The 12104-nt window shown below is 67.3% G+C and carries 8 protein-coding genes; 6 read left to right on the top strand and 2 right to left on the bottom strand.

What is annotated here, in order from left to right; translation table 11 throughout:
• Nucleotides 1-202: 202 nt before the first annotated feature.
• Nucleotides 203-2158 (bottom strand): long-chain fatty acid--CoA ligase, encoded by a 1956-nt coding sequence (locus K9U41_RS18555; RefSeq protein WP_282642354.1) that lies wholly within the window; start codon nucleotides 2156-2158, stop codon nucleotides 203-205.
• 8 nt (nucleotides 2159-2166) lie between these two features.
• Nucleotides 2167-2952 (bottom strand): ABC transporter ATP-binding protein, encoded by a 786-nt coding sequence (locus K9U41_RS18550; RefSeq protein WP_282642355.1) that lies wholly within the window; start codon nucleotides 2950-2952, stop codon nucleotides 2167-2169.
• Nucleotides 2953-3178: 226 nt separating this feature from the next.
• Here K9U41_RS18550 and K9U41_RS18545 point away from each other — a divergent pair, with 226 nt between their 5' ends.
• The 6 genes from K9U41_RS18545 (at nucleotide 3179) to K9U41_RS18520 (ending at nucleotide 11912) form a co-directional block, all read left to right on the top strand.
• Nucleotides 3179-4813: an AMP-binding protein gene (locus K9U41_RS18545; RefSeq protein WP_282642353.1), complete on the top strand. Its 1635-nt coding sequence runs from the start codon at nucleotides 3179-3181 to the stop codon at nucleotides 4811-4813.
• A 572-nt stretch (nucleotides 4814-5385) separates the two neighbouring features.
• Nucleotides 5386-6105, top strand: coding sequence for a TetR/AcrR family transcriptional regulator (locus K9U41_RS18540; protein WP_282642352.1), 720 nt, complete (start codon nucleotides 5386-5388; stop codon nucleotides 6103-6105).
• Between the two features lie 234 nt (nucleotides 6106-6339).
• Nucleotides 6340-7947 (top strand): carboxyl transferase domain-containing protein, encoded by a 1608-nt coding sequence (locus K9U41_RS18535; protein WP_282642351.1) that lies wholly within the window; start codon nucleotides 6340-6342, stop codon nucleotides 7945-7947.
• A gap of 286 nt (nucleotides 7948-8233) precedes the next feature.
• Nucleotides 8234-9010, top strand: coding sequence for an enoyl-CoA hydratase/isomerase family protein (locus K9U41_RS18530; RefSeq protein ID WP_282642350.1), 777 nt, complete (start codon nucleotides 8234-8236; stop codon nucleotides 9008-9010).
• Nucleotides 9007-11007: an acetyl/propionyl/methylcrotonyl-CoA carboxylase subunit alpha gene (locus tag K9U41_RS18525; protein WP_282642349.1), complete on the top strand. Its 2001-nt coding sequence runs from the start codon at nucleotides 9007-9009 to the stop codon at nucleotides 11005-11007. Before K9U41_RS18530 ends, K9U41_RS18525 begins: the two co-directional genes overlap by 4 nt.
• Nucleotides 11007-11912, top strand: coding sequence for a hydroxymethylglutaryl-CoA lyase (locus K9U41_RS18520; RefSeq protein ID WP_282642348.1), 906 nt, complete (start codon nucleotides 11007-11009; stop codon nucleotides 11910-11912). Before K9U41_RS18525 ends, K9U41_RS18520 begins: the two co-directional genes overlap by 1 nt.
• The last annotated feature ends 192 nt before the right edge of the window (nucleotides 11913-12104 follow it).

Raw genomic sequence — 12104 nt, 5'->3', positions numbered from 1 at the left:
GTGTATACGGGCCGGGGTCGGGGGTGAGGGGGTGGCGGCGCCGGAAAACGCCTGCCGGCCCAGGATCGCAGCATCCCCCTCACCCCGGCCCTCTCCCACGAGGGGAGAGGGGGAACCGGCGTCCGATACCAGCCATGGGTGACTTTGCCAGCGGTCTCGCTTGCGGGAGAGGGAGCAGCCTTCGTTTGAGCGCTCATTCCCATCATGCCGCCCTCCGCTTGGTGTCGCCGTCCTTGCGGGGCGGAGGGGCGCCGAGGTCGATGACGTCGAGCGTGGTCTTGATGCGCTGGCGTGTGCCGTCCTGGAAGGTGATGGTGGTGTCCACGTCGATCACCTTCTCGCCCGCATACATGGCGTCAATGATGGTGCCGTAGCGCTCGTTGATGACGCCGCGGCGCACCTTGCGGGTCCGCGTCAGCTCGCCGTCGTCGGCGTCCAGCTCCTTGTAGAGCAGGAGGAAGCGGCCGATGCGCTGCTTCTCCGGAAGGGTGCGGTTCACCCCCTCCACTTCCTTGCGCAGCAGCGCGATGACTTCGGGCCGGGCGGACAGGTCCGTATAGGTGGTAAACGAGATGCGGTTCTTCTCCGCCCATTTGGAGACGATGGAGAAGCGGATGCAGATCAGCGCGGCAAGGCTGTCGCGCCCATCGCCCAGCACCACGGCCTCGGCCACATAGGGCGAGAACTTCAGCTTGTTCTCGATATATTGCGGCGAGAAGCGATCGCCGTGCGCCGTCTGCGCCATGTCGCGGATGCGGTCGATGACCACGAGGTGGCCGCGCGCGTTGAAGAAGCCGGCATCGCCGGTGCGCATCCAGCCGCCGTCCACGAAGGATTTCGCGGTCTCCTCGTCATTGCGGAAATAGCCGGTGAAGGCATTGCCGTGGCGCGTCACCACCTCGCCAAGGCCGTTGGGATCGGGATCGTCGATGCGGATCTCGACGCCGTCGAAGGGCACGCCCACGGTGTCGAAATCCACGTCTTCCGCCTTGTGCAGCGTATAGGCGCCGAGCAGCTCGGTCTGGCCGTAGAGCTGGCGCATGGGCACGCCCAGCGCGAGGAAGAAGCGGAAGGTGTCCGGCCCCAGCGCCGCGCCGCCGGTGGCGGCGGATTTCAGGTGGGAGAAGCCGAGCCGGTCGCGCAGCGCCCGGAACAGGATGAAGTCCGCCACCGGCGAGCGCCGGCCCTGCTCAAGCGCCTTCAGCCCCAGCTTCATGCCCAGCTCGAACATGCCGCGTTTCAGGGCGGAGGAATCCATCATGCGCGAGCGCACGTCGGCGGCGATCTGCTCCCACACCCGGGGCGCGAACAGCACGAAGGAGGGGCCGATCTCGCGCATGTCGGCCATGAGCGTCTCCTGCTCCTCCACGAAGTTCACCTTCATGCGGGAGATGAGCGCCTGACCGAAGGCGTAGATCTGCTCCATGATCCACGGCATCTGCAGCACGCTGACGTATTCGTCGGTGCTGGTGCGCGGGTCCATCTCCAGATAGGCGCGGCAGTGCCGCAGCAGCGCGCCGCCGGTGAGCATGGCAAGCTTGGGGTGGGAGGTGGTGCCCGAGGTGGTGCACAGGATGGCCACATCCTCGGCCCTGCCCTGCGCCACCAGCCGGTCATAGGCTGAAGGATCGCGCGCCGCCTCCGCCGCGCCGCGCGCTTCAAGGTCCTTCAGGGAGATGAGGCGCGGGTCGTCATATTTGCGGATGCCGCGGGGGTCCGCATAGACGATGTGGCGGACGGTTGGGATCTTCTCATCGAGGGCGAGCAGCTTGTCCACCTGCTCCTCGTCCTCGGCGAACACCACCGCCACGTCCGCATAGGTGACGAGATAGGCCACCTCGTCGCCGAGGGCGTCGCGATAGATGCCGAGGCTCATGCCGCCCAGCGCGTGGGTGGCGATCTCGCCCATCAGCCATTCGGGGCGGTTGTCGCCGAGCAGGCCCACCACGTCGCCGCGGGCAACGCCCAGGGTGGTGAAGCCGAGGGTGATGTTGCGCACCCGCTCGGCCACCTGCGCCCAGGTGTAGGAAATCCAGATGCCGAGGTCCTTCTCGCGCAGCCAGGTGTCGTTGGGATGGGTGCGGGCGTTGAGCGCCAGCAGCTTCGGCATGGTGTCGTGGACGGTGATGTCCGGGTAGGCGGCGGTGATTTCGACCATGGCGGACCTCACGCGGTCAGGGCGGCGGGGGCCGCCTCGTCGAGATCGTCCTCGCCCAGATAGGCCTTGCGCACATGCGGATCGGCCAGCACCTCGGCGGGCTCGCCCTCCACCAGCTTCTTGCCGAAATCCAGCACCATCACGCGGTGGGAAATGTCCATCACCACCCCCATGTCGTGCTCGATCATGATGATGGTCATGCCCCACTCCTCGTTGAGATCCACGATGTAGCGGGCCATGTCCTCCTTCTCCTCCAGGTTCATGCCCGCCATGGGCTCGTCGAGGAGGATGAGCTTGGGCTCCAGCGCCACCGCGCGGGCCAGCTCCACCCGCTTCCTGAGGCCGTAGGAGAGGGTGCCGGCGGCGGCCTTGCGCACATGCTGGATGTCGAGGAAGTCGATCACCTCCTCCACCTTGCGGCGATGCTCCAGCTCTTCCTTCTGCGCCCCGCCGATCCAGTAGAGCGCGCCGCTGAGGAAGTTGTTCTTCAAGAGATGGTGGCGTCCGACCATGATATTGTCGAGCACGCTCATGTGGCTGAACAGCGCGAGGTTCTGGAAGGTGCGGCCGATGCCGATGGCGGCGCGCCGGTTGGGCTTCAGCCGGGTGACATCCTCTCCGTCGAACACCACGCGCCCCGCACTCGGCGTATAGCGCCCGGAGATGCAATTGAGCATGGAGGTCTTGCCGGCGCCGTTCGGCCCGATGATGGAGAACAGCTCGCCAGGGCGCACATGGAAGCTCACGTCGCTCAGTGCCTTGAGGCCGCCGAAGCGAAGCGAGATGTTCTCGATACTCAAGAGGGCAGCCGTGCCCGGATCAGCCCCAGCCGAAGCTGCGGGTAGCGACATATTCCCCTCCCTCATTCCCGTACACGGGGCGGCTTCTCTGAGCCATCGTCTCATATTATGAGACGGTATTGATCATCATTATCCAGCGTCATCTCGAATGTTTCAAGAGCATCCGAACAACTTCGGAAAAATATTGCAAACACCCCTGTTTAGTCTCACATTATGAGACATGACTGCACCTTTGGATCCCGACTCGACCTCCCCCAAGGGGGCTCAAAGCTTGTCCCGTGCGGTAGCCGTCCTGCGGACGGTGGCCGACGCGCCAAGCCATGGCGCGCGGCTTGCCGATCTCATGGCGAGCACCGGCCTGTCGAAGCCCACGACCCACCGCCTGGCCGCGACGCTCGTTCACGAAGGCCTTCTCGCCTATGATCCGGCGACCCGCCTCTACACGCTCGGCGCCTTCTGCCTGAGCCTCGGCCGCCGCGCGGGAACGATGCCGGCGGAGACCGCGACGGAGAGCGATGCCGCATCGGTTCCGAGCCTGTACCAACGGCCGGAATATCGTGGAGACGCCATTCCCCTCGCCCGTCTGCTCTGTGACCGGCATCTGCCCGGCAAGCGCTCGCATCCGGCCATGGTCCATGAATCCGTGTCGGGCCAGACGTCTGAACTGAGCTTTGGCAGGCTTGCCGACTATTCATCACGCTTTGCCCGTGTATTGGCGACCATCGGCATCAAGAAAGGCGATTGCGTTGCCGTCATGCTGCCCAAGGGCGTCGAACTGATCATCGCCGCGCTCGCCATCTGGCGGGTCGGCGCCGTCTACATGCCGCTGTTCTCCACCTATTCCGCCTCGGCGGTGAACGCCCGCCTGGAGTCGAGCGGCGTCAAGGCCATCGTTGCAAATCGGGTGCTGGTGGAGCGCGCCCGCAAATACATCAAGCCGTCAACGCCTGTCTTTCTCGTGGAAGGGGACCACATCAACCGCATAGAAGGCCGGGTCACCCAGTTCTGGTCATCGATCTACGAGGCCGAGCCGTTGGCCGAATCCGCGACCTATGCGCCAGACGACCCTTTCATCATGACCTATTCAACAAAGACGGTCGAACCCAGGTACGGCCTGTTCACGCCCGTCCGCGCCCTGGCCGCAATCGAGCAATACATGCGTCTCGGGCTTGATGTCCGGGACGAGGACGTGTTCTGGAACATGACCGACCAGGGCTGGGAATACGGGATCTTCTACGGTCTCGTCGGCCCGCTCCTGATCGGCAGCTCCATCCTGTTCTGCGATGGACCTTACGATGTCTCGCAGGGCTATCGCGTCCTGTCGAAATTCCGTGTCACCAACCTCACCGCCGCGCCCTCCCAGATCAAGGCCTGGCGCCGCGGCGATCCCACCGCGGCCTCGCACCAGCTCGCGCTGCGCGTGGTGACCGTCGGCGGCGAGCCGTTGCCCCAGGACATCATCGCCTGGGTGACGCAGAAGCTCGGCGTGCCCCTGATCAACCAGTACGGACACCGGGAGACGGGGATGATCATCGGCATGACGCATGACCCGCACGATCCCCGCTCCCTGAACCGGGTTTCCGTCGGCCGGGTCGCGCCCGGCTTTTCCCTGGTCGTCCTCGACGACACTGGTGCAGAACTGGGCGTGGGCGCCGAAGGAATACTGGCGATCCACGTCCGGCGCTCGCCGCTTTTCTGGTTTCGTGCCTACAGGAAGGACGATGCCGCAACGAAGGCCAGGTTCAGGTTCGGAAGCGCCTATTACATCATCGGGGATACCGGGCATATGGATGCCGACGGCTGCGTCCACTACAGCGGACAGGCATCCCACGCCATCTCGATGCACAAGGATTGATGTCGCGCCCTGTCGGTCGCCATGTCTGCGTCTCCCTTGGTTCTTTGCGCCCCGCTTGATGCGGCTGGCTTGGCGCGTGCCCGGTCGTTTCGCCGAGTTCAATAAACAATCAAGCGTTCTTTTTTATTTTGGTCAAGCGGCAATTCAGGACGGGCCGTTGCGGACTGGCGTTATTTGAGGCCGCTGGCAGGTGTCCCGCACGGCTGCGCGCGCAACACTCGCTGGAGGTGTTGCAGGGGCAGGATGTCCTTTCCGTTTGTGCACATCCAGCCGAATTTTCGCACAGTTGCGGTGCATCCATTCATATTTTCCGAGGCGGGTCGCGGGGTTTTCGGACATTCGGAACATCGGCGCCGGCCGGCTCCGCTCCAGGACGCGCCACGCGTTTCCTCACCCGCCCGGCACGACCCGCCTCAGTGGCGGCGGAATTGCGCGGCGCTCTTCAAGGAAACAATCAAGCGTTCCTTTATTCTGGCCAAACGCATTTCGATGTCGCAGGATGGGGACGAGATCGGCGCAGTCCGAGAATGATGCACGAGGCCACTCCGGCCGCCACAACGCTGACACCCACCATGGCGCGCACCATCGGTTCCAACGGCGCCCGTACCGCCGAAGCCATCCGCCAGGCGGGCGTCAAGCTCATCTACAAGCACGGCTACGAGGCCATGAGCCTGCGCCAGCTCGCCGCCGAGGTGGGGTTGCAGTCGGGCTCGCTCTACAAATACTTCGAGAACAAGCAGAACCTGCTGTTCGATATCGTGCGCGACCACATGGAGGACCTGCTGGGCAAGGCCGAGGCCGACCTTGCGGGCATCACCGACCCGCTGGCGCGGCTGAAGACCTTCTCCGCCTTCCACCTGCGCTACCACATGACGCGCATGGCCCACGTCTTCATCGCCAACATGGAGATCCGCAGCCTGGAGGACGAGCACCGCGCCGTGGTGGTCGCCCTGCGCCGGCGCTATGAGCGGCTGCTGGAGGAGATCCTGCGGCAGGGTGCCGAGGACGGCGTGTTCCAGGTGAGCGAGCCCAAGGTCGCCACCTACGCCATCATCTCCATGCTCACCGGCATCTGCATGTGGTACCGCCCGGGCGGGCGCCTCTCCCAGGACGAGCTGGTGGAGATCTATACCGGCCTGGTGGTGGACGGCGCCACCGGACCCGGCCCGGCGACCGCCGCCCGAACCTTGCCGCTCGAAGCCAGACCGCTTGAAGCCGCCGCTGCCCAGCCCCGCGACAGCAGCACGCGCGCCAAGTCGCGCGCCGCACGGCCCAAGACGGCGCGGGCATAGGACAGCGCGGGCATAGGACGGCCCGCGCGTAAAAGCCCTTTTCACGCTGCGATGGGCCTTGCGCGCCTGATAAAAAAACGTACGATCGTTTCCAAGCCGGCAACGACCGGCACCGGAGGATGACGCGCCCACCTGCCGCCCGCCCATCGAGGCGACGGGCGCGCGTCGGTCTCCGTTCGGTCAATGGCAGTGGGCCGGGGTCATCGGCCCGTCTTTTCGGGGGCGAGAGCGCTCATGGCGATCATTGAGGACGCGGTGGACCGCCGCTCCGACACCTTCCGCCGCAACAGTCAGGCCCTGGAGGCCTCCGTCGCCGACCTGCGCGCCACGGTGGAGCGTGTCGCGGAAGGCGGCGGGGAAGTGGCGCGCGAGCGGCACCTGAAGCGCGGCAAGCTGCTGCCGCGGGACCGCATCCGCACCCTGCTCGACACCGGCTCGCCATTCCTCGAACTGTCGCAGCTCGCCGCCTTCGGCATGTATGACGACGAGGTGCCGGCCGCCGGCATCATCACCGGCATCGGCCGGGTCTCGGGCCGCGAATGCGTCATCGTCGCCAACGACGCCACGGTGAAGGGCGGCACCTATTATCCCGTCACGGTGAAGAAGCACCTGCGGGCCCAGGCCATCGCCCGGGAAAACCACCTGCCCTGCCTCTATCTGGTGGATTCCGGCGGCGCCAACCTGCCGAACCAGGACGAGGTCTTCCCCGACCGCGAGCATTTCGGCCGCATCTTCTTCAACCAGGCCCACATGTCGGCGGACGGCATCCCGCAGATCGCGGTGGTCATGGGCTCGTGCACGGCGGGCGGCGCCTATGTGCCGGCCATGGCCGACCAGTCCATCATGGTGAAGAACCAGGCCACCATCTTCCTCGGCGGTCCGCCTTTGGTGAAGGCCGCCACCGGCGAGGTGGTCACCGCCGAGGAGCTGGGCGGGGCCGACGTGCACACCCGCACCTCCGGCGTCGCCGACCACATGGCGGAGAACGACGCCCACGCGCTGGGCATCGCCCGCTCCATCGTGGCCGATCTCAACGCCACCAAGGCGCACTCCCTCGACATCCGCGAGCCCCGCGCGCCGCTCTACGACAGCAAGGACATCTATGGCATCGTCTCGGCCGACCCCAAGCAGCCGTTTGATGTCCGCCAGATCATCGCCCGCATCGTGGATGCGTCAGAGTTCGACGAGTTCAAGCCGCTGTATGGCCAGACGCTGGTGACCGGCTTTGCCCGCATCTTCGGCTATCCGGTGGGCATCATCGCCAACAACGGCATCCTGTTCTCCGAGAGCGCGCTGAAAGGCGCGCACTTCGTGGAATTGTGCTGCCAGCGCAATATTCCCCTCGTGTTCCTGCAGAACATCACCGGCTTCATGGTGGGCCGCAAGTATGAGGCCGGCGGCATCGCCAAGGACGGGGCGAAGTTCGTCACCGCCGTGTCGTGCGCCGCCGTGCCCAAGTTCACGGTGGTGATCGGCAATTCCTTCGGCGCCGGCAATTACGGCATGTGCGGACGCGCCTTCGACCCGCGCTTCCTGTGGATGTGGCCCAATGCCCGCATCTCGGTGATGGGCGGTGAGCAGGCGGCGGGCGTGCTCGGCCAGGTGAAGCGCGACGGCATCGAGGCCCGCGGCGGCACCTGGACGGCCGAGGAGGAGGAGGCCTTCAAGGCTCCCATCCGCACCCAGTACGAGGTGCAGGGCCACCCCTATTATTCCTCCGCGCGACTGTGGGACGACGGCGTCATCGACCCCGCCGACACCCGCATGGTGCTGGCGCTGGCGCTTTCCGCCGCGCTCAACGCCCCCGAGCAGGAGACGCGCTTCGGCGTGTTCCGCATGTGATGGCGACATCACTTATGGCTGCCGCACCCCGTCCCCGGTCCTCTGCGAGGGGAGCGCACCCTCGTGCCCCGGCCGACTGCAACGCAGCGCAGCGCAGTGGAAGGAGAGCCGGGGCCCAGCGCAGGAAATTCGCCGCAGGCGGCTTCATCCGCAGCCTCCCGAAGGACTTGCCTGCTGCGCAGGAGCTGTGCGCTGGCCCCCGGATCGGCGCTCCAGCTGCGCTGTCGCTTGTCCGGGGAACAGGCAGGCCGGCACCACGCCCACCGACGCCGCGCGGAATGATCCCATGAGCCTCATCACCGCCGTCGAGGATGGCGTCGCCATCCTCACCCTGGATCGACCGGAGGTGCGCAACGCCTTCGACGATGCGCTCATTCTCGCGCTCACCCGCGCCTATGATGCCGCCACCATCAACCCGGACGTTTACGCCGTCCTGCTCCGGGCCAACGGCCCCATCTTCTGCGCCGGCGGGGACCTCAACTGGATGCGCCGCATGGCGGCCTATAGCCGGCACGAGAACCTGGCCGATGCCATGGCGCTGGCGAGCCTCATGCGCACCATCGACCTGTGCCCCAAGCCAACCCTCGTGCGGGTGCACGGCTCGGCCTTCGCCGGCGCCACCGGGCTGATTGCCGCGAGCGATATCGTGGTGGCGGTGCCGGAGGCGGAATTCGCCGTCACCGAAGTGCGCATCGGCCTCATCCCCTCGGTGATCAGCCCCTATCTGGTGCGGGCCATGGGGGCGCGGCAGGCGCGGCGCTATTTCCTCACCGCCGAGCGCTTTTCCGCTGCAACCGCGCTTGCCCTCGGCCTGGTTCATGAAGTGGTGCCGGCCGAGGAGCTGGACGCCGCCATCGCCCGGCATCTCAAGGCGCTGAAGGCCGCAAGCCCCGGCGCCATGGCCGCCACCAAGGCGCTCGTTGCCGCCGTGGACCGGCCTTTCGACCAGACCGTGATGCAGGACACCGCCCGCCGCATCGCCGACCAGCGCGCGAGCGCCGACGGACGCGAGGGCGTTTCCGCCTTCCTCGAAAAAAGAAAACCCACATGGGGGGCCGCATGACCCGAGCAATCCGCACCCTGCTCGTCGCCAATCGCGGCGAGATCGCCGTGCGCGTGATGCGCACCGCCAAGGCCTTGGGTCTGCGCACCGTCGCCGTCTATTCGCAGGCCGATGCCAACGCCCTCCATGTGGCGAGCGCCGACGAGGCCTATCCCATCGGCCCGGCGCCCGCCCGCGAGAGCTACCTTCGCATCGACGCCATCCTCGACGCCGCGCGCAAGAGCGGCGCGGATGCCATCCATCCCGGCTATGGCTTCCTTTCCGAGAATGCGGACTTCGCTGAAGCGTGCGAGACGGCTGGTATCGTCTTCGTCGGCCCGCCCGCCTCGTCCATCCGCGCCATGGGCTCCAAGAGCGCCGCCAAGTCGCTGATGGAAAAGGCCGGCGTGCCGCTGGTGCCCGGCTATCACGGCGAGGACCAGGACGCGGGCCTGCTCGCCCGCGAGGCGGAGCGCATCGGCTTTCCCGTGCTCATCAAGGCGTCCGCCGGCGGCGGCGGCAAGGGCATGAAGGTGGTGCGCTCGGCGGAAGACTTCCCCGACGCCCTCGCCTCGGCCCAGCGCGAGGCCAGGAGCGCGTTCGGCGACGACAAGGTGCTGGTGGAGAAGTATCTCACCACGCCCCGCCACATCGAGGTGCAGGTCTTCGCCGACAGCCACGGCAACGCGGTCTACCTGCACGAGCGCGACTGCTCCATCCAGCGCCGCCACCAGAAGGTGGTGGAGGAGGCCCCCGCCCCCGGCATGACGGCGGAGCGCCGCGCCGCCATGGGCAAGGCCGCCGTGGATGCCGCCAGGGCGGTGGGCTATGTGGGCGCCGGCACGGTGGAATTCATCGCCGAGGGCGAGCACTTCTACTTCATGGAGATGAACACCCGCCTGCAGGTGGAGCATCCGGTGACGGAATCCATCACCGGCCAGGACCTGGTGGAATGGCAGATCAAGGTGGCGCAGGGCGGGACGCTGCCGCTGGCGCAGGCCGACATTCCGCTGGTCGGCCACGCCATCGAGGTGCGCCTCTATGCCGAGGACCCGGCGCGGGATTTCCTGCCGCAGGTGGGCCGGCTGGATCATCTGGTGCTGCCCTCCCACCTTGTGGGCACGCGGGTGGATACGGGCGTGCGCGCTGGTGATACGGTCTCCATCCATTACGATCCCATGATCGCCAAGATCATCGTCTCCGGCGCCGACCGCACCGAGGCGGTGCGCCGGCTGGACGCCGCCCTCGCGGCCACCGAGGTGGTGGGCCTTGCCACCAACCGGGTGTTCCTGAAGGCCATCGCCGCCCATCCCGCCTTCGCGGCGGCGGAGCTGGACACCAATTTCATCGCCCGCCACCAGGACCAGCTCTTGCCCCCGCCGCAGCCGGTGGACGACACCGTGCTGGCGCTGGCCGCCCTCTCCATCCTGAAGGAGGAGGCCCGGCAGTCCGCCGAGGCAGTGGACGCGGCCGATCCCTGGTCGCCGTGGGGCCTCGCGCCGGGCTGGCGGCTGAACCGCGACGCCCATGTGGACCTGACCTTCTCCGACCGCGAGCGGCGCATCGCCGTGCGCGCCCATTTCCGCCCCTCGGGCTTCGTTCTCAGCCTGCCGGGCGGGGACATGAGCGTCGAAGGCGACGCGGAGGCCGATGGCACCCTGCGTGCCCGGCTCGATGGCGTCGCCCTGTCGGCGCGGGTGGTCCGCACCGGCGCGCACCTCACCGTATTCGCGCGCGGCGGGGAATATGGCGTCGAGTTCATCGACCCGCGCCTCGCCTCCCAGGCCGCCACCGGCACCGCCGGCCGGCTGGTGGCGCCTATGCCCGGCACCATCATCCGCATCGCGGTGGAGGAAGGCCAGGAGGTGGCGAAGGGCGCCGCTTTGGTGGTGGTGGAAGCCATGAAGATGGAGCACACCGTCGCCGCCCCGCGCGACGGCCGGGTGAAGACGCTGAAATTCGCCGTGGGCGACCTCGTGGACGAGGGCGCAGAGCTTCTGGTTCTGGAGGACGCGTGATGGCTCGCCCCGCATCGGTGCGTATCGTCGAGGTGGGCCCGCGCGACGGGCTCCAGAACGAGCCCGGCCTCGTGCCCGTCGCCGCCAAGGTGGCGCTCATCGATGCGCTGGCCGGCGCCGGGCTGACGATGATCGAGAGCGGCTCGTTCGTCTCGCCCAAATGGGTGCCGCAGATGGCCGATACCGCGCAGGTGCTGGCTGAGATCGATCGGCGCGAGGGCGTGCGCTATCCGGTGCTGACCCCCAACCTGAAGGGGCTGGAGCTGGCGCTCGCCTCCGGCGTGGAGGAGGTGGCGGTGTTCGCCGCCGCCTCGGAAGCCTTCAGCCAGAAAAACATCAACTGCTCCATCGCCGAGAGCCTGGAGCGCTTCGTCACCGTGCTCGATCTCGCCACGGCGCAGGGCGTGGCGGTGCGCGGCTATGTGAGCTGCGTGCTCGGCTGCCCCTATCAGGGCGAGGTGCCGGTGGCCAAGGTGGTGGAGGTCTCCGAACGCCTCGTCGCCATGGGCTGCTACGAGGTCTCGCTGGGCGACACCATCGGCGTCGGCACCCCGGACAAGGCGAAGGCCATGGCGCGGGCGGTGGCGGACCATATCGGGGTGAAGCGCACCGCCCTGCATTTCCACGACACCTACGGGCAGGCGCTGGCCAACGTGCTGGCCTGCCTGGAGCTGGGCATCGCCACCGTGGACGCGGCGGTGGCCGGCCTCGGCGGCTGCCCCTATGCCAAGGGCGCCTCCGGCAATCTCGCCACCGAGGACCTCGTCTACATGCTCGACGGCCTCGGCGTGGACACGGGGGTGGACCTCGACGCCCTCGCGCGCGCCGGCCGGGCGATTACCGCCGCTTTGGGCCGCACGCCGGCCTCGAAGGTGGCGCAGGCGCTGGCCGCCAAGGCGGGGTAGGCGGGCAGTACCCGTCGCATGTGCTTCGGCTGAGCGCGATGGAACCCTCTCCCGCTTGCGAGACCTGACGAAAGCGCCTTGAGCGGTCGTCCTCCCCTTGCGGGAGAGGGAGCGGACCGGCGTCTGTGGCAGCGACAGTTCTCCAACCTGCACCGCCGTGAACCCTCTCCCGCTTGCGGGGGAGGGCAGGGA

The organism is Xanthobacter autotrophicus, assembly GCF_029991245.1.
In the GTDB taxonomy this organism is placed as follows: Bacteria; Pseudomonadota; Alphaproteobacteria; order Rhizobiales; family Xanthobacteraceae; genus Xanthobacter; species Xanthobacter autotrophicus_C.
Note: the sequence above shows the minus strand (reverse complement) of the source record. Positions and strands in the feature narration are given on the sequence as shown.

Coding starts and splice junctions, on each gene's coding strand:
- K9U41_RS18555 (WP_282642354.1), bottom strand. CDS start 2,158: ATGGTCGAAATCACCGCCGCCTACCCGGACATCACCGTCCACGACACC.
- K9U41_RS18545 (WP_282642353.1), top strand. CDS start 3,179: ATGACTGCACCTTTGGATCCCGACTCGACCTCCCCCAAGGGGGCTCAA.
- K9U41_RS18540 (WP_282642352.1), top strand. CDS start 5,386: ATGGCGCGCACCATCGGTTCCAACGGCGCCCGTACCGCCGAAGCCATC.
- K9U41_RS18535 (WP_282642351.1), top strand. CDS start 6,340: ATGGCGATCATTGAGGACGCGGTGGACCGCCGCTCCGACACCTTCCGC.
- K9U41_RS18530 (WP_282642350.1), top strand. CDS start 8,234: ATGAGCCTCATCACCGCCGTCGAGGATGGCGTCGCCATCCTCACCCTG.
- K9U41_RS18525 (WP_282642349.1), top strand. CDS start 9,007: ATGACCCGAGCAATCCGCACCCTGCTCGTCGCCAATCGCGGCGAGATC.
- K9U41_RS18520 (WP_282642348.1), top strand. CDS start 11,007: ATGGCTCGCCCCGCATCGGTGCGTATCGTCGAGGTGGGCCCGCGCGAC.